Source organism: Bifidobacterium sp. LH_730 (assembly GCF_056355835.1).
This window is the reverse complement of the sequence record NZ_JBKETB010000007.1, coordinates 106,116-126,360: the sequence shown is the minus strand read 5'-3', so window position 1 is coordinate 126,360 and position 20,245 is coordinate 106,116. Positions and strand designations below refer to the sequence as shown.

Genomic DNA, 20,245 nt, shown 5'->3' with positions numbered 1-20,245 from the left:
CGCTCACTGACCGAGCTGGGCGGCCGCGGCGTCGGCGCGCTCGCAGAACAGGCGCACCTTGTCGATGTCCTTCTCCATATGGCCGCCGTCATACTTGATGGAGGTCTTGGTCAGGGAGTCGACGCCATAGGGCTTGCACTGGAGGATCGCCTCGGCCACGTTGTCCGGGCCCAGGCCGCCGGCCATGATGACGGGCTTGCCGCATTCGGCGACGATGCGCGCGTCGATGGACCAGTCATGGGTCTGGCCGGAGGCGCCGATGCCGGTGTCGGGGGCCAGGCCGGAGTCGGTGAGGATGTAGTCGCAGTACTTGGCATAGGCCTTGGCGCGATCCACGGCGGACTCGTCCTCGACGAGCACGGCCTGCATGAGCTTGGTGTCGGGGGCGGCCTCCTTGAGGCGCACGGCGAAGGCCTCGTCCGCGGCATAGCCGTCGCCGGCGATGTGCAGGATGTCGGGCTGGATCTCGCGGGCCAGGTCGATCATCTCGTCCGGATCGTTGGTGAGCATGATGGCCACGGAGGTCACGCCGCGGCGCTTGCACTCGTCGAAGATGCGGTGCACGCGCTCAATCGGCACGCGGTGGGCGGGCACGCCGCCGTTCTGCATCGGAACCAGGCCGATGTTGTCGGCGCCGGCGTCCATCGTGGCGACGGACTCGTCATACTCGATGAGGGAATAGATCTGCTTGACGACCATGTGGTCTTCCTCCTTGTGTGTGTGATTGATGGTGGACAGTTATGAGGTCAGGCGGCGAGGATTTCGCCGGTCTCGATCTTCGCCCGGATGCGCTCCGGGGTGATGTCGGGCACGGAACGCACGCATTCCAAGGCGATGCTGGAGGCGGCCTGCGCGATGCGCCCCATCTCCTCCAGGCTGCGCTCCGGATCGTCGAAGTAGCTCCAGGTGATCGCGGCCATGCCGGAATCACCCGCGCCGTTGACGTTGACGATATCGGTTTTGAAGGCGGGCACGGCGACCATGCCGTTGTGGTCGGCGCACAGGATGCCATGCACGCCCATGGAGATGAACACGGACTTCAGGCCGGTTTCCAGCAGCTTGGCGGCGGCCTGCTTGGCGCTGTCGATGTCGGTGACCTCGATGCCGGTCAGGGTCTCGGCCTCCATGGCGTTGGGTTTGAGGGCGGTCATCGCGCCGACGATGCCGTCGAAGCGGTGGGCCTTGACGGTGGAGACGGTGTCGCCGAACAGCGGGGCGGTGACATGCTCGCCGATCCAGTCCATGGTTTCGGCCTCGAGGTTGGCGTCGAGCAGGCACACGGCCGCGCCGTTGATGAACTCGAGGCGTTCGGCGAGGAATTCGGGGGTGATGCGCTTGCAGATGCCCATGTCGTTGACGGCCATGGTCATCTCGCCGTGCTCGTCGGTGACGAACAGGTAGGTGGAGGAACGCTCGTCCTCAAGGCGCGCCGCATGGTCCAGGCGGATGCCGTGGGCGGCGCAGGAAGCCTCCATCGCATTGCCGTTGGAGTCGTCGCCATACACGGTGACCAGATAGGTGGGAACACCCAGATGCGCGAGGTTCTGCGCGATGTTCTGTCCGACGCCACCGATGGACAGGCTCACCACGCCGGGATTCGAGTCCTTGTCCACGACCTTCTCGTGGGGCGTGCCGCAGATATCCATGTTCATGCCGCCGATCACGACGACGTAACGCTCATCCGCCATGTAGGTTTCGTCTCCTTTGCCGAAGCAGTCAACAGTGACATTTGTTTAGCTCAATCAACAAGTGATTAATATGGAGTATATAACAAGTGTTTACCTTGCTCAACTTTTGCTTAGAATCCAACGGGCGCAAGGGATTCACGGCGTGTCACGCATACGAAAAAGCCCCGCGGCCGGACGGCCACGGGGCGGTTATCCAGGCGACTCTTCCGCCGCCGATATCATCTCAACCGAACCATTGCGCACACCGGGCGCGCAACAATTCCGCATCCAGCGCGGGATTCGTCGATTCCACGGTTTCCATAACCACACGGGCGGCGGCGACCGCAAGCCGCGACCGCTCCTCGTATGCCAAGCCCTCCATGCTTCCCCACACCAGCGCGGACAACGCGGCCGAGGCGGCGCCATTCGTATGCCGGCGCAACGCCCCCGGCTCGCAGGGCAGGAACCAACGATGCTCCGCATCGCGGTGCAGCATACCCACGCCATCGAGGAACAGGAACACCCGCTTCACGCCCCGCTCCAGCAGCCAGTCGGCGCAACGGTCGGCGTTCGCCTCGTCCTTCGCCTCGATGCCGCACAGCACGCTGGTCTCCGCGGCGGAGAGAACCACGGTGTCCAGATGCGCCAGGCTGTCCGCCAGCCGCGCCGCCTTGTTCACCGACACCACCCTCGCGTAGATGGGCGCCCCCTCGTGCCCGCACACCCAGGCGATCGACTCGGGGCTTAAGGAGGTGTCGATGACGATGGCGCGCGCATTGGCGATCACATGCTCGCGTTCGGCCAGAAAACCGGGGGTGATGGCATCGCTGATCGACATATCGTCCAAGCCGATCTCGGGCGCGCCATCAGGCCCGGAAACCAACAGATAGGTGGAGGTGTTGGCATGCGGCAGCTGGCGCGAATAGGTGATGTCCATGGCGTTCGCGCGTGCGTCGGCCTTGAAGCGCTCGCCGTTGTAATCGTCGCCATACACAGAGATCAGATAATTGGGCACTTTAAGGCGGCATAGGTTGAACGACACATTGCGCGCGATGCCGCCCAGCGCATAGGTGATGCGCCCCACATTGGAGCTGTTGGGCACGATCCGCCCGGAGGATTCGCCGAAGATATCCATATTGATGCCGCCGATCACGGCGACATAGCTGGGCGGCGCCACGATATAGCCCTTGCCGCGCAGATATCCCTTCTTGACGAGGTTGGAGATATGCGCGGCGACCCCGGAGCGCGTGATGCCGCACAGGTCGGCCAATTCGTTCTGGCTGATCATCGGATTCTGGGCGATCCATGCGAGGATCTGCTGTTCGCGGTCGGTGGCTGCCATGTGCCTGTCCCTTCTCGTGGCCTCAGCCCAGTCTATCGTCCACCACCCGCATATATGCGCCATGTCGGGCGCCGTTCCTCCCCCTCAAGGCACGGCGCCCGGCCGGGCGCGAGCGTCAGGCCGCCGCGTAGTGGCGGAAGACGTCCTTGAGCATCGCGGCGAAGGCATCGCGGTCGACCTCCATGCCGACCTTGCACTTCGGCTCGCGCGGATCGTCCTCGGGCTCGATGACGGTCTGGCCGTTGTTCTCGGCGGTCTCGCCGTCCTCGACGTAGACGTAGCGCTCGTCATACGTGATGAGGTCGGGGTTGATCACCGAGGCGACGGCGACGGCGTCGTGGATGACGCTGTTGTCGGAGCCCGGCTTGTGGCTCTGACGCTCGGAGAAGGTCGCCAGCTGGTGCAGCATCACCGAGGGGCGCGAATCGCCGCCGATGGCCAGCATCTCGGTGAAATCGTCCTCGGTCAGGGCCGCGGCGTGCGTGATGTTGAGGCCGATCATCTCGACCGGCAGCTGCGCGAACACCTCACGCGCGGCCGTCGGATCGATGAAGATGTTGAACTCGGCGAACTTCGTGATGTTGCCGAAGGTGCCGCCGCCCATGATGCAGAACCGGTCGATGTACTTCGGCAGATCCGGGTGGTGCCGCAGCGTCAGCGCGATGTTGGTCAGCGGGCCGGTGGCGAAGAGGATCAGACGCCCCTCGGCCTTGACGGCCTCCTCGTAGATGACGTCCCAAGCGGGCTTGGGATCGGGCTCGATCTTCGGCTCGTCGAAGATGACGTCGCCGACGCCGGAGGCGCCGTGGATCGACGAGGCATCGCGGTCGTAGGCCTTCTTCAGCGGCTTCTCCGCGCCGAAGCCCACGCGGCAGTCGATGCCGAGCGTGTCGGCCAGGCACAGCGCGTTGCGGCGCGTCAGATTGGACGGCACATTGCCTTCGACGGCGGTGATGGCCACGATATCGAAGCCGGGGTGGGCATGCGCCATCGCGATGGCGTAGCTGTCGTCGACGCCGGGGTCGCAATCGATGATGATCGGGGTCTTCTCGGTCATGTGATCTCCTTTGATTTGGTTGGTTTTATGGACAATTTTCTATGCGGATCCGACGTCCTTCGACATCCGCCTAAATCCGCCACAGCCGCTTGTGGACGACGGCCCATATCAGCGCCAGCGCCGCGACGGCGGCGAATACGGCGAATAGCGTCGTCGCGTTCGCGACCCCGAAGGGGCGCACGGCGATGAAGGATCCGAATACGGCGATGCCAACGGAACCGCCGCCCTGCAGCGCGAGGTCGTTCATGCCGACGCCGCGCCCGTATTCGGCCGGTCCCAGCGCGTCGAGCACCGTGGAGGACACAGGCGAATACAGCATCGCCATGCCGATATAGAACACGGCGATCGACGCACCGACCGCCCACGGGCCCACTCCGGAGCAGAGGGCGGCGGCGCCCAGGCCCACGGTCATCAGCGAGCAACCCAGGATGATGGCGGCGAAGCGGCCGACGCGGGCGGCAATCCGCCCTGACATCGCGCCGGAGCAGGCCGCCAGCAGCAGGCCCGGCAGCATCAGCAGCGCCACCTGCAGCGAGCCCATGTCGTAGACCTCGCCGCACAGCGCGTTGAGCAGCGGACTGATCGCGAAGTTGATGAAATAGATGATGCCGATGGTCAGCACCGCCGTCGCCCACCGGCGGTTGAGGAAGAACTTGGGGCGGACGAAGGGCTCGCGCGCCTTGGCGATGTAGAGCGCGAACAGCGCGAACAGGACCACGGAGACGATGATCATCCACCACTGCATCAACGAGAAGAACAGGGTGAGGAAGAGGATGGCCGTGCCGACGAGCGCGAAGCCGGGCACGTCGACCCTGGCGCCGGCGCCCACGTCGGGCAGGTTGCGGATCAGCACCGGCAGCACCGGCAGTCCGAGCAATGGCACGAGGAACATCCAGGTCCAGTCGACGCCGCCGAGCCAGCCGCCGATCATCACGCCGGCCGCGGTGCCGAGCTGATAGGAGGCCGTGAACAGGCCGAACCATAGCAATTTCTCCGCGTCCCTGAGATAGCGCGCGACGATGACGAGATAGGCCGAGCCGGCGGTCTGGAAGCCGACGGTCTGGATGACGCGGAAGACGATGACCCACACCAGCGAGCCGTGGATCAGGAAGCCGAGCACGGAGCCGGCCGCCAGCAGCGCGATGCCGGCGACGGTCATGCGCTTCAGGGAGATGAAATCGCCAAGGGATCCGAAGACGAAGCACACGATGCCCAGGGCCACGCCGGGCACCGCGGTGATCAGGGATGCGGAGGCACCGGCGTTCAGCTCCGCGCCGATCTCATGGAAGACGAGATTGAAGGCGTGGATGGCCAGCGTGCCGAGCAGGTAGATGAAGAGGAGCGGGAACAGGGTGCGGCGCGCCTTGGCGGCGATCTCGGAAGTCGTATCGGCGGCGTTCATGCTCATGGGATTGGTCCTTTCCGTCAGACGGACCGGTGCGGATCGTGGGCGAAGAAAGGCGGAAAGCGGACCGGCCGCCGGAATCCTCGATCCCGGCGGCCGGAACTTGGGGCCGCGTTGGGGCCGGCGTTCGACTGGATTACCAGACGAACAGGCCGACGATGGCGGCGGACAGGCAGGAGACCATGATGCCCGCGAGGAGCATGCGCGGCACCTGCTTGGAGATCGCATCGTTCTTCTCCTTGTCGACCATGCCCTTGAAGCAGGCGATGATCATGCCGAGGGTGGAGAAGTTGGCGAAGGAGGTGATGAACACGGTGAGCACGGCCTTGTAGTGCTCGGCGTAGTTCGCGATGTCGCCGGTGATCTGGCCCATGACCACGAACTCGTTGGTCACGAGCTTCAGGCCCATGAGCTCGGACATCTGCCAAGCGGTGCCCGGGTCGAGGCCGAAGAGCAGCGCCGGGATGTACATGATGACGCCGAGGATCGACTCGAGCGACAGCTGGTCCCAGATCATGCCGAGGAAGGCGTTGATGAGGCCGGCGAGCGCCACGAAGGCGATGACGTTGGCGGTGACGATGAGCACCAGCTTGCCGCCTGCGAGGATCGAGTCGCCGAGGAAGGAGAAGAAGGGCTCCTTCGCCGGAGCGGAGGGATCCTTGTGGTAGATCTTCTTGTACCACGGCATCGCGTTGTACTTGGCGATGGCGGCTTCCTTCTTCTCGCGCTCCTCGCCGGTCAGGCCGGCCAGCACGTCCTCGCCGGTGTCGGCGAGCGTGTAGATGACGTCCTCTTCCTTGGTGACGGTCACCGGATAGAGCATATGGGAGACGATCAACGCGTTGATGCAGTTGAGCGGGATGGCGGTGATGACGTATTCGCCGGGCACCATCTGGATGTAGGAGCCGACGATGGCGGCAGTGATGCAGCTCATCGACATCATGGCCAGCGTCACGTTGCGTCCGGCCTTCATGCGCTCGATCTGCATCTTGGAGACGGCGAGGGCCTCGGTGTTGCCGAGGAACATCATCTCGACGGCGAAGAAGGTCTCGAACTTGGGGCGGCGGGTCACGAAGCTCAGTCCGCGGCCGACCCACTTGATGATCCACGGCAGGAAGCCGATGTAGGTCAGGATGTCGAACAGCGGCACGATCAGGAGGATCGGCAGCAGCGCGGAGACGATGAAGTTGACCGGGGCGGGGTCGGTGCCGTCGGCGCCCACCCAGTTGGCCATCGCAAAGTTGATGCCCTGGTAGGAGATGTTGACGACCCAGGCGAAGCCGTCGGCGACGGCCTTGACGGCGGCGCGGCCTGCCTCGAAGCTCGTCAGCAGGAACGCGATGACGAGGTTGAGGGCGACCATGCAGCCCACGGACATCCATTGGATGCCCTTGCGGTCACGGGAGAACACCCAGCCCAGGGCCAGAAAGACCACTAGGCCCAGAATATTGATTGCTAGATACATGCGAGGTACCTTTCTTCTTCTTTCCTTGAGTATCCGGCGGGGCCGCGTCCTGCGGCGCTTCGCTGCGCGGGGCGCGGCCGATGTGTCAGTCGAGTCAGTCGATGATCTCGTGGATGAGAGTGATGGGTTCAGCCTCCTTGCCGATGGTGATGTTGTCTTGGATGAGCCGGATGACGTCGTCGACGTCCTCGCGGTTGGCATGGATGGTCAGCAGCGTGTCGCCCTTGGCGACCGGATCGCCGACCTTCTTGTTCAGGGTGAGTCCGACGGCGTAGTCGAGCTCATCGTCCTTCGTGGCGCGGCCGCCGCCGAGCAGCATGGATGCCAAGCCCAGCTTGTCGCTGGTCATTTCGGCGACCACGCCGTCGCTTTCGGCCTTGACCGGGATGCGGAACCTGGCCTGCGGCATGATCGTCGGATCATCGACGACTCGACCGTCGCCGCCCTGCGCCTCGATCATCATGCGGAAGCGCTCGAGCGCGGAGCCGTCGGCGATATGGCCTTCGAGGATCGCGCGGCCCTCGTCGAGGGTGGCGGCCTTGCCACCCATGCGCAGCATCTGCGAACCGATGGTGAGCACAAGGTCGAGCAAATCGGCCGGGCCTTCGCCCTTCAACAGGGCGATCGACTCCTCGATTTCCAGCGCGTTGCCGATCGCGCGGCCGAGCGGCTGGTTCATATCGGAGATGACGGCCATGATATCCATGCCGACGCCCTTGCCGATGTCGACGAGCGCGCGGGCCAGGGCCACGGCGTCCTCCTCGGACTTCATGAAGGCACCGGAGCCTGTTTTGACGTCCATGACCAACGCATCGGTGCCGCTGGCGATCTTCTTGCTCATGATCGAGCCGGCGATCAGCGGAATGGCATCGACGGTGTCGGTCACGTCACGCAGGGCGTAGATCTTCTTGTCGGCCGGAGCGATGTTGCCGGTCGCGCCGGCGATGATACAGCCGACCTCCTTGAGCTGGCGTTTGAAGGCCTCTTCCTCGATCTCGACGGTGTATCCGGGGATGGCCTCGAGCTTGTCGAGCGTGCCGCCGGTGTGGCCCAGGCCACGGCCGGAGATCATCGGCACGACGAGCCCGGCCGCGGCGACCAGCGGGGCGAGCGGGATGGAGACCTTGTCGCCCACGCCGCCGGTGGAGTGCTTGTCGACCTTGACGCCGGGAATATCCGACAGGTCGAGTGCATCGCCGGAGTGCAGCATCGCCATCGTCAGATCACGCGTCTCGCGCGAATCCATGCCGTTGAACCAGATCGCCATAAGCAGGGCGCTCATCTGGTAATCGGGGATATCGCCGGCGGTGTACCCGTCGACGAAGAACTTGATCTGCTCTTCGCTCAGGGTTCCTTGATTGCGTTTGGCATCGATGATGTCAAGCATTCGCATTGACGTGACTCCTTTGTCTGATGACGAATGATGCTCTTACCTTAGAACATAATCCAAGATTTTACAAATGCATTCGCAAGAATGTTTACATTTTTTCAGTCGTTGTGGTCCAGGAGGTCCTGGGCGCTGTCCTCGTCGACGACGAGGGTGTTGGCGTAGCCGGCGATGACGGCGGCACGGGTGGCGGGAACCTTGGCCGTCGAGGCGACCACGAGGATCGAATGCGGGGTGGCCTTGAGGTCCTCCAATTCGATGCCGATGGTGCGCCGGTCGATGTCCTTGTCGACGACGTGGCCATCGGAATCGATGAACCGGGAGACGACATCACCCACGGCAGTGGCCTGCAAGTGCGCCTGCTCGCGCTGTGTGAGATAACCCAAGCGGAACAGCAACGCCGAATCGCGCACCGTGCCCACGGTGAACACGGCGATCGTCGCACGCCGCCCCATATCGGCGATATGCCGGATATAGGTCTCGCGCTCCACCAGCGCCTTGGTCTCGGCCTGCTCGAAGATCACCGGCAGCGGCAGATACTGGGGCAGCGTGTGGAAGGCGTTGGCAAAGGCGTTGGCACTTTCGAAACCGTAGTTGTTGTGCTCGGTGTTCGAGGCGCTGCCCTTGATCTGCACGACGGTGACACCGCGCACATCCTTGGGAGCCAGATGCTCGCCGACGCTGTGCACGGTGCGGCCCCAGCCGATGCCGATGATGTCGTCGTCGCGCACGATCGACTCGATGTAATCGGCGGCCGCCTGACCCACCGCGTCGAGACGATCGGCCGGCGCGATATTGCGCGTCGGCACGACGATGACATGCTTGAGATCGTAGCGGCGCTGCAATTCGGCCGCCATTTCCTCGGCCGTCTCGCCCGGATCGCCGATCTCGATGCGCACGAGGCCGGTTTCGCGGGCGAGGCGCAGCAGACGGGAGACGGTGGGGCGGGAGATGTTGAGCTCCTGGGCGATCTCGCTTTGCGACCGGTCCTGCTGGTAATACAGCTTGGCGACCTTGAGCGCATCGGCGGTGCGTCGATCCTTCGCGGGCATGGCTCCCCCTCCCCTTGCGTCACCTCGTCAGTCTTCGGCGATGGCCGCCTCCAGCGCGATGGTGATCATATCGTTGAACGTGCGTTCGCGCTCCTCGCTCGTGGTCTGGCCCTCGGCGAAAAGCAAATCGGACACCGTCAGCACCGACAGCGCCCTGAATCCCAGTTTCGCACCGAGCAGGTACAGGCCGGCGGATTCCATCTCCGTGCCGAGCACGCCATAGTCGGCGAGCTTCTTGATGTCAAGCTCGTCGTTGTAGAAGCGGTCGGCGGCCAGGATATCGCCCACCTTCACCTCGATGCCGCGCTCCTGGGCCGCGTGGTAGGCGGCGTGCAGCAGACCGAAGTCCGCCAATGGCGCGAAATTGACGCCGTGACCGAAGGTGTTGGACACGACGGCCGAGTCGGTGGTCGAGCCGGAGGCGAGCAGCACGTCGCGCAGCTTGACATCGGGCGCCATGCCGCCGCAGGAGCCGACGCGGATGATCGTCTTGACCCCGTAGATGCTGGCGAGCTCGTTGACGTAGATCGACAGCGAGGGGATGCCCATGCCGGAGCCCTGGGTGGAGATGCGGCGGCCCTTGTAGGTGCCGGTGAAGCCGAGGCAGTTGCGCACGGAGTTGACCTGCACGACGTCCTCGAGGAAATGCTCGGCGATGTACTTGGCGCGTAGCGGATCGCCGGGCAGCAGGACGACGTCGGCGTAATCGCCGGGCTCGGCTTCGATATGCGGAGTGGCCATGGTGGTTCCTTTCGGTTGGAGGGATATGGAAATGGAGTGAATGACGAAATGAAATATCAGATGATCTGTTCGAGGAAGCTCACGCCGTTGCCGTTGCCCTCGACCCCGAAGTTGTCGAGGATCGTGGCGCCCATATCGGAGGCGGTGTCGCGGATGCCCAACGACTGCCCCGGCTTGGCCATGGAAGGCGAATAGGCCAGGATCGGCACGTATTCGCGCGTGTGATCGGTGCCCTTGTAGGTCGGGTCGTTGCCGTGGTCGGCGGTGATGAGCAGCAGATCGTCGTCGTGCATGGCCGCCATCACGCGGCCCAGGCGCTCGTCGAAGGCCATCAGCGCCTCGCCGTCGCCCTGCGCGTTGCGGCGGTGGCCATACATCGCGTCGAAGTCCACGAGGTTCACGAAGCACAGGCCGGTGAAATCGATGCCCATGGCCTCGTCGACATGGTCCATGCCGTCCATGTTGCTCTGGTTGCGCCAGCCGCGGTCGATGCCATGCCCGGAGAAGATGTCGTTGGTCTTGCCGATGGCCAGCACATCGACGCCCGCCTCGTGGAGGAAGTCGAGCGCGGTTTTCTCCGTGGGCTCCAAGCCGTAGTCGTGACGGTTGGCGGTGCGTGTGAAATGGTCCTTGTCGGGGCCGACGTAGGGGCGGGCGATGACGCGGCCCATCACGACCTCGGGGCCGTTGATGAGGGTGCGCGCGTATTCGCAGATGCGGTGCAGCTCGGCGACCGGGATCACGTCCTCATGCGCGGCGATCTGCAGCACGGAGTCGCCGGAGGTGTAGAGGATCAGGTCGCCGGTGGCCATCTGGTGCTCGCCGTAGTCGTGGATGACCTCGGTGCCGGAATACGGCTTGTTGACGATGACCTTGCGCCCGGAGAACTCCTCGAGCCTGTCGACGATCCACTGGGGGAAGCCATCGGGGAAGGTCGCCATCTCGAAGCGCACGGGCAGGCACATCATCTCCCAGTGCCCGTCGAGCGAATCGTTGCCATGCGAGGTGATCGTCATCCTGCCGAAGCAGCCGGCGGCGGGCTCGGCCACGGGCACGCCCTTGATCGGATTGTCGGGGCGGATATTGCTCAGGCCCAGTTTCGCAAGATTCGGCAGATTCAGCCTGCCGTCGAAGAAGTCGCCGATATGCCCGAGGGTGTCGGCGCCCTCGTCGTCGAATTTCGCCGCGTCGGGTGCCTCGCCGATGCCGATGGAGTCGAGGGCGATGGCGAACACACGCTTGTACCGCTTGTAGCTATGCGTCATTGCTTTCCTTTCGTCGCTGAAAGATGGTGGGTTTCGCGGGATCGTCGGCCCGAGGGGCTTCGATTGCCTTGCGCGTCGGGGCGGACCCGCATTGACCCGACGCGCGGCACCGGCTTGGGCGCCGGAAGGTCTTACTGGCGCGCGGCCTCTTCGAGGATGGCCACGGAGGCGGAGACGCCGAGGCGCGTGGCGCCGGCCTCGATCATCGCGTAGGCGTCGGCGAGGTTGTGGATGCCGCCGGCGGCCTTGACGCCGAAGTCGGGCCCCACGGCCTTGCGCATCAGGGCCACGTCGGGGGCGGTGGCGCCCGCGGTGGAGAAGCCGGTGGAGGTTTTGACGAAGTCGGCGTCGCCCTCGACGGTGAGCCTGCTGGCGCGCTCCTTCTCCTCATCGGTCAGCAGCGCGGTTTCGATGATGACCTTGAGCAGCTTGCCGCCCTCGTGCGTGGCGTCGGCGACGGCCTTGATGTCGGCGCGCACCACATCGTCGTTGCCGGCCTTGAGTTCGCCGATGTTGATGACCATATCGATCTCGTCGGCGCCCTTGGCGATGGCGTCACGGGTTTCGAACACCTTGGTCTCGGTGGTGGAGGCGCCCAGCGGGAAGCCGATCACCGTGCAGGTGGCCACGCCGGAGCCGGCGAGGGCCTTGGAGACGCGGGGCACCCAGTAGGGGTTCACGCACACGGAGGCGGTGCCGTATTTGATGGCTTCGGCGACGACGGCGTCGATCTGCTCGGCGGTGGCGTTGGCCTTGAGCAGGGTGTGGTCCATGTACTTGGCGAGCTGCGCTTGGGAGAGGGACATATCATGCCTTTCTTGACGGGAACGGTCGTCCTTGGCCTGTTCGGATGGCTTTAGCCTATCACCGGTTTTTACAAACGTCAAGTCATAACGATGAAATTTTGTAAAGCTTATAGCGGCATAAAAAATGCTCCCTCTGATGAGGGAGCATCGAAAAATCGACTGTGCTCCCGTTGAGGGAGCGCAGTCCGTTACGCGAACAGCGCGCGGATCTGGGCGGCGGTGCCGTAGGAGGCCTGCGCGCCGTAGCCGGTGGCGGCGTAGCCGGAGACGTAGGAGGCCAGCTGCGCGGCGTCCTGCAGGCTGAAGCCGGAGGCCAGCCCCGCCAGCACGGTGCCCATGAAGGAATCGCCGCAACCGGTGGTGTCCACCACATCGACCTTGACCGGGAGGATGCGCGACACCGTCTCCTCGGCGGTGGAGTCCAGCACCACCGAGCCGTCGCCGCCGAGCGTGACGATGGCCTGGTCGAAGCCGTAGTCCTTCATGCACGCGGCCGCATGCTTCCAGTCGAAGTTGTCCCAGTTGCCGTCCTCGGGTTCGTCGATGCAAAGCAGCTGGGCCATCTCATGCTCGTTGACCAGCAGCACATCGGCGTTCGCGATGAGCTCGGCCGGCAGCGTGGGCGTGAACGGCGAGTTGTTGAGCAGCACCTTGACGCCGGCCTCATGGCAGATGCGCGCCGCGGCGGTCACCGCATCGGTCGGGCTTTCCAGGCACAGGCCAAGCACGGTCGAGGAGGTCAGGACCTCGCGCATCGATTCGACGTAGTCGACGGTGACCTGCGCGTTGGAGCCGGGCGAGTAGACGATGACATTCTCGCCGCCGGCGTCCACGATGATGACGGTGGTGCCGGAGGGGCCGAGCACGCGGCGCACATTCGTCACGTCCACGCCGGCGTCGGCGAGCTTGCCGAGCAGGAAGTCGGCGTTGTCGTCGGAGCCGACCGCGCCGAACATGCGCACGGTGGCGCCGATGCGCGCGGCCGCGGCCGCCTGGTTGCCGGATTTGCCGCCGGGCAGGACCTGCAGCGGGCCGCCGTTGACGGTTTCGCCGCCGTTGGGCAGGCGCTCGGTGGTCACCGTGTAATCGGCGTTCATCGAGCCGATGACGGAGATGACGCCATGGATGTCGTCGAGCGCGGCAAGGGGATTGTTGGTCATAACTGGTTCATTCCTTTCTCACAGGTTGCGTGTGGCGGTTCGCCGGGATTGGGGGCGCGGCCGTTCAGGCGGCGCGCTGCGCCAGTCCGGAGATACGTGTCATGAACTCGTCGAGGAAGCGCGGCACATCCACGCCGACCGCGACCTCCATGGTCTTGACCGGATCGTTGAGCCGGTTCTCGTCGCCGATGGTGCGGCCGCGGGTCGCGCCCTCCACATCGACCTTCATATTGATCTTCAGCGTCTCCACCAGCGTCGGGTCGACGGCCACGCCCACGGCCAGCGGATCGTGCAGGCCGCAACCGCCCAGGTGCGGCGCGGTGGTTTCGTAGGCCTTGATATAGAAATCGGTCATATCGGCGAGGAAGGCGCCGGCCTTGGTCCCAAGCTCGCGCCAGCGCTGCGTCTCCTTGTAGGTCAGCAGCGTCTGCAGCGTCACGTCGAGGCCGATCATCGTGGTCGGCGTGCCGGAACGGAACAGTTTGTCGGCCGCATCCGGATCCTGCGAGATATTGGCCTCGGAGCAGGCGTTCACATTGCCGGGCACGGTCAGCGCGCCGCCCATCAGCACGACGCGTCCGATCTCGTCCTTGATCTCGGGGGCCTTGTCAAGCGCGGCGGCGATGTTGGTCATCGGGCCGGTGGGCACGTAGATCAGATCCTTGCCGTAGGTCTTGACCGCGTCGATGATGAAATCGACGGCCGGCTCGCTTTCGGCCTCGCGGGGCGAATCGGGGATCTCGACGTCACCGACGCCGTTGTCGCCGTGGATGAACGCGGAGATCGGCAGCACCTCGAAGGAATCGGTGGTCGAGGAGTGGGGCAGGCCCTTGTAGACCTTCACCTCGGGGTGGCCGAGGAGGTCGGTGACGGCGAGCGCGTTGCGCACGCCCTGCTCCATGAGCACGTTGCCGAAGGTGCCGGTGATGCCGATGAGCTCGACCTCCGGGCTGCCCAGCGCGTAGGCGATGGCGAGGGTGTCGTCGATGCCGGTGTCGAGGTCGAGGACGAGTTTCTTGGTCATGGCTTTGCTGCCTTTCATCGATATGGCGCGGCATGCAGCTTCGCATGACGCGGGGTGCCCGACGGACACCTGGGGATAGTGGTCAGCCTAACACATCGGTCGCGGTCGGGCGCGCACGACCCGTCCGGCCATGCGCGTCCGCCCGTCCCGAAACGGTCAGGCCGTGGCGAGGGCGACGGCCATCAGGCGCTCGCGGAACGTGGCTTCGAACCGCTCCGCCTCGACGGTCATCGCCACCTTCGTGCGCTTCGTCTCCTCGCGAAGACGCGCCGGGTCGCCGATCGTGCGGCCGATGCCGGGGCCTTCCGTGTCGACCATGAGGTTGATCGGGAAGCAACCGACGAGCGTGGGATCGATGGCCACGGCGGCGGCCAGCGGATCGTGCAGGTTGCAGCTGCTCTGCGCCGTGCGGGCGGTCTGGTCGTGGATGTCGATGTAGTAGTCGGTCATATCGGCCAGGAATCGGCCGACCGTGGTGCCGGTGGCCCGCAGCGCGGCGGTGTCCTCGCGGGTCATCAGCGTCTGCATCGTCGCGTCCAGACCGACCATCGTGATGTCGGCGGTGGTGGCGAACACACGGTTCGAGGCCTTGGGATCCATCGAGATATTGGCTTCCATGAACGGGCTGAGGTTGCCCGGCTGCGTCAACGCGCCGCCCATCATCACCACGTGGATCTTCTCGATGATGTCGGGGGCCTTGGCGAAGGCCGCATCGAGGTTGGTCGAGGGACCGGTGGGCACGACGACGAGGTCGTCGCCATAGGCGCGCACCGATTCGATGATGAAATCGACGGCACAGGTCGAGGAGACCTCGCGCGTAGGGGTGGCCGGGATGCTCACGTTGCCGGTGCCGTTGGCGCCGTGGAACAGGCCCGAGCCGGCGGGCACCGCGAAGTCCTCCGCGTCGCTGGGATGCGGCACGCCGCGGAACACAGGAATATCCTCGCGGCCGAACATGGCCAGCAGCGCCAGATCGTTGGCGAGTCCCGTTTCCATCGTCACATTGCCGTAGGTGCCGGTGATGCCGATGAGTTCGACCTCCGGCGAGCCGAGCACATAGGCCAGGGCGAGGGTATCGTCGATGCCGGTGTCAAGGTCGAGAATGAGTTTTTTGGTCATGCATGGTCCTTTCCATACCGCCTGAGAGGGAATGCACGGGCCTGGACGGCCCCACCGGATGCGTTCGTCCGTGAGCGCCTTCCGGCCGGACCATGATAGGAAGACGCCGACGCGAATGTCAACTCAACGCGCGGGTCCGGTCCTTTCCCATCAGTCGGCCGGAAGAGACATGAAATCTGTGCTCTTCAAGTAATTCTCGCCATCCGTAATGTCGTATTGGATGAGCCTGTAATCCTCCATCAACCGCTTGGTCTCGGCGTCGAAATCCTGCGCGGCGATCGGCTCGCCCTTGTCGTTCAGGTAGATCGCGGAGCCCTCGGGGATCTGGTCCCAGCCCTGGATCTTGTTGACGACGGGCGGCTCCATGGCGGCGATCTTGGCATGCATGCGCGTCAGGAAGGCGAGGTATGGGGAGACCTTGGCGTCCATATGCTCGGCGGCCTGGGCGACGAAGAAGTTCGGCGAGGAATAGTCGGCGTCGTCGAGCTTGGTGCCGGCGGAGGCGGAGGCTTTGTTCGACCAGATGAAGTAGTCGGTCAGATGCAGCGCCAGCGAGTTGGACTCGTCCTCGGAGGCCGAGGAGTAGATGCCGGGCAGATGGTCGCCGTAGAAGACGACGGTGACCGGCTTGTCGAGCTCGTCGAGTTCGTCGAGGAAATCGGCGGTGGCCTGATCGGTGATGGCCGCGCCCTTGGCGTAGGTTTCGATCGACTTGCGCTCGTCCTCCTTGAGCGGGGTGCCGGTGGTCGATTCGGCGGTGTAGTCGTTGCCGGAATACCACTCATGGTAGGGCATGTGGTTCTGCATGGTGATGACCTGCAGGAACTGCGGGTCATCGGTTTTCCTGAGCTGTTCGAGCGTGCTCTGATAGGTCGCCTCGTCGGAGACGTAGGGCGAGGCGTCAAGCTTGTCCTGATGGGAGATGACATCGGGGCCGGTCAGCGTGTAGAAATGCGAGAAACCGAACTTCTTGTAGTTGATGGCCCTCGAATACATCGAGGATTCATAGGGATGCAGGCCGATGGAGTTCTTCGCCGCGCCCCACATGCGGTTGATCGTCGGCGCCCAATGCTGGGTGGGCACGAGCTGCTGATAGGGGCTGGTCAGGGAGGAGTCGAAGTTCGCCATCGACAGGCCGGTCAGGCCCATGTATTCGAGGTTGGCGGTGCCGCCGCCGTATCCGGAGGAGAACATGAGGCCGGAGGTGGTGTTCTCCTTGATGCTTCTGATGTTCGGCATCGCGTCCTTGTTGACCTTGAGCCCGGGCACACGCGCCGGGTCGGAGAACGATTCGGAGAGGATGTAGACGACGGTCGAATCGTCGAGATTCGCGCTGCGGGTTTCGTTGATCTTCTCGGCCGCGTCGTCATATCGCTCGGCGACCTGCTTCATCGTCTCCTCGGAATAGTCGGCGGGTTTGTCCATCACCTTGGGGTTGAGCTGGCGCAGGAAGGCGACGAGCGGACCGTTGCGCTGCGCGTCGTAGACGGAATCCCACATCGAGGGGATGTCGCCCATGGCCGAGGAGAAGGATTTGGCCCACGAGCCGACCGTGCTCACCTGCATCGTGTAGAGCGTCAGGAAGGTGCCGGGGACGAGGATCAGCAGCAGACGGCAGATCGCGTTGACGACGGTGCGGCGGGGGTCGGCGCCGGAGCGGAAGACCCGCCCGTGGCGGCCGTCGATCCAGTAGAGGATCCAGCACAGGGCGAAGAGCACCGCTCCCCCGGCGACGGCGCCGATGATGACCAGATGCGCCCCCGGCGGCATGAAACTGACGAGATTGCCGGCGTCGGCCTTGAGGAAGCTCAGATCGGAGGGCAGTATCGCCTCGTATCGTATCGACACCTTGAAATGCTCGATGACGGCGACGATGATGACGACGCACAACATCAGCGGAGTGGCGATCCAGAAGCGGTTGAACAGCATCAACAGCGTCAGATAGACGATGCCGATCAACAGCATATTGAGCAGCGCCACGAAATTATGGTCGGTGAACATCTTGCCGACGAATCCCCAGCCGACGGTCGGGCTGGACAGCTGCACGCGCGTCGAGGACAGGGACACGCCCAGTTCGAGGATGCCGACGGCAAGCGCGTCGAAAAGCACGAACAGCACCGCATACAGCCAGCCGGGGAACGGCTTGCGCTCGCGGCGCAGGCGGGCACGCCAATGCTTCGACGTGTCGGCGCGCGCGATGCTCAGCTCCTCGATCGGCTCGGAGGATGTGGTGTCGGTGGTCGTGGTGTTCTCGTAGCTCATGCCTTGCACTTCTTGGCTCTGGTTCCTGTTCGTTCGTCGGATCGCATCATTCGGACACCCATTGTGTCTCCGGGGCGCTCCCGGGGAGACGACGGGCGGCCTTTTGTCACGCTTTCCTGACGATTTCAGCCTATCCGCGCGTTCGTCTGCAAGTCACCCGCAATATCCCTGATTGTTCCCTGAATCAATCGTTGCGGCAATCGGGGCAACGCCCGAAGACCTCAAGGGTGTGGCTTTCGATCGTGAAGCCGTGGCGGTCGGCGATGCCCTTGAGCCAGCTTTCGGAGGGGCTTTCGATTTCGACGGTTTTCCCGCAGCCCTTGCACACCAAGTGATGGTGGTGGCCGTCGTCGCCGCACAGGCGGAACAGCTGCTGGCCATCGAGGCGCACGGTGTCGGCCTCCCCCGCATCGGCGAGGGCGTTGAGCTGGCGGTAGACGGTGGCCAGCCCGACCTTGACGCCCTCGTCCTCAAGCTTGCGGTGCAGCTCCTGTGCGGAGATGAACTCGTCGCAACCGCTCAGCGCGGCGTGGATCGCGTCCTTCTGACGGGTGTTGCGTTCGATGCGTTCGCTCATACGGCAGCTTCGCCTCACGCGGCCCTGAGATCGTCCCAGCAGCCGGTGGCCTCGAGATCGGCGACGGTGCGGGCGGTGTCGTCGGTGAGCACGGTGATATGGCCCATCTTGCGGTCGTGCTTGACCTGGGCCTTGCCGTAGTCATGGACGTTCCACTCGGGATGGTCCTGGATCAGCGCGCGCGTCGGGGCGACATGCTGGCCGAGCACATTGGCCATGACCGCCGGGCTCAGCAGCTTCGGCTCGGGCAGCGGCCAGCCGGCGATGCCGCGTATATGCGCGTCGAACTGGTCGATCGAGCAGGCCTCGATCGTGTAATGCCCGGAATTGTGCGGGCGCGGGGCGAGCTCATTGACGACGACGCGGCCGTCCTTGGTGACGAACAGCTCGATGGCGAGGGTTCCGGCCAGCTTGAAGCCGCCGGCCAGCGTGCGGGCGAGCTCATGGGCACGGGCCTCGACCTCGGGGCTCACCTCGGCGGGCGCGATGGTCATATGCAGGATGTTGTTGCGGTGCTCGTTGCGCACGATCGGGAAGGTGACGTAATGCTCGCCGTCGCCGGAGACGAGGATCGACGCCTCGAAGGCGAAGTCGACGAATCCCTCGAGGATGGCCTTCGGGAAGTCATTGTCGGGCCAGACGTTGTCCAGATCCTGCGGGCCGTGCAGCACGATCTGGCCGTGGCCGTCGTAGCCGCCTTCGCAGGTCTTGAGCACTGCCGGGTATCCGATCTCCTCCAGCGCGGCTTCGAGCGCGGTCCGGGAATCGACCGGACGCCACGGCGCGGTTTCGATGCCATGCCTGTTGATGAAGGTCTTCTCGTTGATGCGGTTCTGGGTGACGCGCAGCAGATCGGTGCCCTGCGGCACGGCCACCTTGTCGGGGGTGGTGCCACGCACCTCGTCGAGCGCATCGGCGTCGACGTTCTCGAACTCATAGGTGAGCACATCGCTGCGTTCGGCGAGCTCGCGGATCGCGGCCTTGTCGTCGTAGGCGGCGGTGACCTGGAAGTCGCCGACCTGCGCGGTCGGGCAATCGGGGGTCGGATCGAGCACGCCGATGCGGAAGCCCATGTATTTGGCCGAAAGGGCCATCATGCGGCCAAGCTGGCCGCCGCCGACGATGCCGATGGTCGCGCCGGGCATGAGGCGCTCGATGCGCCCGCCGGTTTCCTCAGACAAGCTGGGCATTGGACTGTGCCACCTTCTCCTTGAGTTCGTTGCGGTAGTCCTCCAGCGCATCGGCGAGCTTCTCGTCGAAGGCGGAGAGCATCTGCACGGCCAGCAGGCCGGCGTTGGTCGCGCCCGAATTGCCGACGGCCGTGGTGGCCACCGGGATGCCGCCGGGCATCTGCACGATCGAGAGCAACGAATCCCAGCCGGAGAGGGCGTGCGAGCGCACGGGCACGCCGATGACGGGCAGCGTGGTCTGCGCGGCGACCATGCCGGGCAGGTGGGCGGCGCCGCCGGCGCCGGCGATGATGACCTTGAGGCCGTTGGCGCGGGCGTTGTGCGCGAAGTCGGCCATGAGCTCGGGCGTGCGATGCGCGGAGACGACCTGCTTGACATAGGGCACGCCGAATCGGTCGAGGATCTCGGTGGCGTGCTTCATCGTCTCCCAGTCGCTCGCCGATCCCATGATGACGGCGACCTGGGGCTTGCCCGCTTGCTCGGTCATTATCATTACCTCCCCTTTATTGAGAATACGCGTCCACTGTACTCTCTTCTCCGGCTTCCGACCAATTGCTGGCTCAAACTGTTGGTTGTTTTGGCCTTCTGTTGGTAACTCGACTGATCGCGTCGCATTTCGTTCGATTGAGGAATGACGGTTTTCCGCCATTCCCGATTGCCGCCATCACCCATGCGCGCGCCACGATTACCAACAGAAGGCCAAAACAACCAACAGTTTCGCTGGAT

General features: G+C 64.4%; 18 protein-coding genes. All 18 read right to left on the bottom strand.

Annotation, left to right across the window (positions count from 1 at the left end):
* Positions 1–3: 3 nt before the first annotated feature.
* The gene (locus AC1AUD_RS09555; RefSeq protein ID WP_476574114.1) at positions 4–699 is read right to left on the bottom strand and encodes a phosphoribosylanthranilate isomerase; all 696 of its coding nucleotides are present in this window, start codon (positions 697–699) and stop codon (positions 4–6) included.
* A 47-nt stretch (positions 700–746) separates the two neighbouring features.
* On the bottom strand, positions 747–1,688 hold the full coding sequence (locus AC1AUD_RS09550; RefSeq protein ID WP_476574113.1) for a PfkB family carbohydrate kinase: 942 nt from the start codon (positions 1,686–1,688) through the stop codon (positions 747–749).
* 223 nt (positions 1,689–1,911) lie between these two features.
* Positions 1,912–3,009 carry a PfkB family carbohydrate kinase gene (locus AC1AUD_RS09545; RefSeq protein ID WP_476574112.1) on the bottom strand — a complete coding sequence of 366 codons (1,098 nt, stop codon included), beginning with the start codon at positions 3,007–3,009 and terminating at the stop codon, positions 1,912–1,914.
* 115 nt (positions 3,010–3,124) lie between these two features.
* Entirely contained in the window at positions 3,125–4,066 is a 942-nt protein-coding gene (locus tag AC1AUD_RS09540; RefSeq protein ID WP_476574111.1) for a nucleoside hydrolase, read from the bottom strand.
* A 70-nt stretch (positions 4,067–4,136) separates the two neighbouring features.
* Positions 4,137–5,474: an MFS transporter gene (locus tag AC1AUD_RS09535; protein ID WP_476574110.1), complete on the bottom strand. Its 1,338-nt coding sequence runs from the start codon at positions 5,472–5,474 to the stop codon at positions 4,137–4,139.
* Between the two features lie 133 nt (positions 5,475–5,607).
* Positions 5,608–6,936: a NupC/NupG family nucleoside CNT transporter gene (locus tag AC1AUD_RS09530; protein ID WP_476574109.1), complete on the bottom strand. Its 1,329-nt coding sequence runs from the start codon at positions 6,934–6,936 to the stop codon at positions 5,608–5,610.
* A 94-nt stretch (positions 6,937–7,030) separates the two neighbouring features.
* Positions 7,031–8,329 (bottom strand): pyrimidine-nucleoside phosphorylase, encoded by a 1,299-nt coding sequence (locus AC1AUD_RS09525; protein WP_476574108.1) that lies wholly within the window; start codon positions 8,327–8,329, stop codon positions 7,031–7,033.
* A 95-nt stretch (positions 8,330–8,424) separates the two neighbouring features.
* On the bottom strand, positions 8,425–9,375 hold the full coding sequence (locus AC1AUD_RS09520) for a sugar-binding transcriptional regulator (protein ID WP_476574107.1): 951 nt from the start codon (positions 9,373–9,375) through the stop codon (positions 8,425–8,427).
* Between the two features lie 27 nt (positions 9,376–9,402).
* Positions 9,403–10,116 carry a purine-nucleoside phosphorylase gene (gene deoD, locus AC1AUD_RS09515; protein WP_476574106.1) on the bottom strand — a complete coding sequence of 238 codons (714 nt, stop codon included), beginning with the start codon at positions 10,114–10,116 and terminating at the stop codon, positions 9,403–9,405.
* A 56-nt stretch (positions 10,117–10,172) separates the two neighbouring features.
* Positions 10,173–11,381, bottom strand: coding sequence for a phosphopentomutase (locus AC1AUD_RS09510; protein WP_476574105.1), 1,209 nt, complete (start codon positions 11,379–11,381; stop codon positions 10,173–10,175).
* Positions 11,382–11,512: 131 nt separating this feature from the next.
* On the bottom strand, positions 11,513–12,187 hold the full coding sequence (gene deoC, locus AC1AUD_RS09505) for a deoxyribose-phosphate aldolase (RefSeq protein ID WP_476574104.1): 675 nt from the start codon (positions 12,185–12,187) through the stop codon (positions 11,513–11,515).
* A gap of 188 nt (positions 12,188–12,375) precedes the next feature.
* Positions 12,376–13,347, bottom strand: coding sequence for a ribokinase (locus tag AC1AUD_RS09500; RefSeq protein WP_476574103.1), 972 nt, complete (start codon positions 13,345–13,347; stop codon positions 12,376–12,378).
* Between the two features lie 64 nt (positions 13,348–13,411).
* Entirely contained in the window at positions 13,412–14,371 is a 960-nt protein-coding gene (locus AC1AUD_RS09495; protein ID WP_476574102.1) for a nucleoside hydrolase, read from the bottom strand.
* Positions 14,372–14,527: 156 nt separating this feature from the next.
* Positions 14,528–15,490, bottom strand: coding sequence for a nucleoside hydrolase (locus tag AC1AUD_RS09490; protein ID WP_476574101.1), 963 nt, complete (start codon positions 15,488–15,490; stop codon positions 14,528–14,530).
* Positions 15,491–15,640: 150 nt separating this feature from the next.
* Positions 15,641–17,752 (bottom strand): LTA synthase family protein, encoded by a 2,112-nt coding sequence (locus AC1AUD_RS09485; RefSeq protein ID WP_476574100.1) that lies wholly within the window; start codon positions 17,750–17,752, stop codon positions 15,641–15,643.
* A gap of 184 nt (positions 17,753–17,936) precedes the next feature.
* Positions 17,937–18,329, bottom strand: coding sequence for a Fur family transcriptional regulator (locus AC1AUD_RS09480; protein ID WP_476574099.1), 393 nt, complete (start codon positions 18,327–18,329; stop codon positions 17,937–17,939).
* A gap of 14 nt (positions 18,330–18,343) precedes the next feature.
* Complete coding sequence (gene purK, locus AC1AUD_RS09475) at positions 18,344–19,519, bottom strand: 5-(carboxyamino)imidazole ribonucleotide synthase (protein WP_476574098.1); 1,176 nt, start codon at positions 19,517–19,519, stop codon at positions 18,344–18,346.
* On the bottom strand, positions 19,503–20,006 hold the full coding sequence (purE, locus tag AC1AUD_RS09470) for a 5-(carboxyamino)imidazole ribonucleotide mutase (RefSeq protein WP_476574097.1): 504 nt from the start codon (positions 20,004–20,006) through the stop codon (positions 19,503–19,505). Before purE ends, purK begins: the two co-directional genes overlap by 17 nt.
* Positions 20,007–20,245 lie beyond the last annotated feature (239 nt).

Excerpts from the sequence above, each read along its gene's own strand:
- AC1AUD_RS09555 (WP_476574114.1), bottom strand. The coding sequence starts at position 699 with ATGGTCGTCAAGCAGATCTATTCCCTCATCGAGTATGACGAGTCCGTC.
- AC1AUD_RS09550 (WP_476574113.1), bottom strand. The coding sequence starts at position 1,688 with ATGGCGGATGAGCGTTACGTCGTCGTGATCGGCGGCATGAACATGGAT.
- AC1AUD_RS09545 (WP_476574112.1), bottom strand. The coding sequence starts at position 3,009 with ATGGCAGCCACCGACCGCGAACAGCAGATCCTCGCATGGATCGCCCAG.
- AC1AUD_RS09540 (WP_476574111.1), bottom strand. The coding sequence starts at position 4,066 with ATGACCGAGAAGACCCCGATCATCATCGATTGCGACCCCGGCGTCGAC.
- AC1AUD_RS09535 (WP_476574110.1), bottom strand. The coding sequence starts at position 5,474 with ATGAGCATGAACGCCGCCGATACGACTTCCGAGATCGCCGCCAAGGCG.
- AC1AUD_RS09530 (WP_476574109.1), bottom strand. The coding sequence starts at position 6,936 with ATGTATCTAGCAATCAATATTCTGGGCCTAGTGGTCTTTCTGGCCCTG.
- AC1AUD_RS09525 (WP_476574108.1), bottom strand. The coding sequence starts at position 8,329 with ATGCGAATGCTTGACATCATCGATGCCAAACGCAATCAAGGAACCCTG.
- AC1AUD_RS09520 (WP_476574107.1), bottom strand. The coding sequence starts at position 9,375 with ATGCCCGCGAAGGATCGACGCACCGCCGATGCGCTCAAGGTCGCCAAG.
- deoD (WP_476574106.1), bottom strand. The coding sequence starts at position 10,116 with ATGGCCACTCCGCATATCGAAGCCGAGCCCGGCGATTACGCCGACGTC.
- AC1AUD_RS09510 (WP_476574105.1), bottom strand. The coding sequence starts at position 11,381 with ATGACGCATAGCTACAAGCGGTACAAGCGTGTGTTCGCCATCGCCCTC.
- deoC (WP_476574104.1), bottom strand. The coding sequence starts at position 12,187 with ATGTCCCTCTCCCAAGCGCAGCTCGCCAAGTACATGGACCACACCCTG.
- AC1AUD_RS09500 (WP_476574103.1), bottom strand. The coding sequence starts at position 13,347 with ATGACCAACAATCCCCTTGCCGCGCTCGACGACATCCATGGCGTCATC.
- AC1AUD_RS09495 (WP_476574102.1), bottom strand. The coding sequence starts at position 14,371 with ATGACCAAGAAACTCGTCCTCGACCTCGACACCGGCATCGACGACACC.
- AC1AUD_RS09490 (WP_476574101.1), bottom strand. The coding sequence starts at position 15,490 with ATGACCAAAAAACTCATTCTCGACCTTGACACCGGCATCGACGATACC.
- AC1AUD_RS09485 (WP_476574100.1), bottom strand. The coding sequence starts at position 17,752 with ATGAGCTACGAGAACACCACGACCACCGACACCACATCCTCCGAGCCG.
- AC1AUD_RS09480 (WP_476574099.1), bottom strand. The coding sequence starts at position 18,329 with ATGAGCGAACGCATCGAACGCAACACCCGTCAGAAGGACGCGATCCAC.
- purK (WP_476574098.1), bottom strand. The coding sequence starts at position 19,519 with ATGCCCAGCTTGTCTGAGGAAACCGGCGGGCGCATCGAGCGCCTCATG.
- purE (WP_476574097.1), bottom strand. The coding sequence starts at position 20,006 with ATGACCGAGCAAGCGGGCAAGCCCCAGGTCGCCGTCATCATGGGATCG.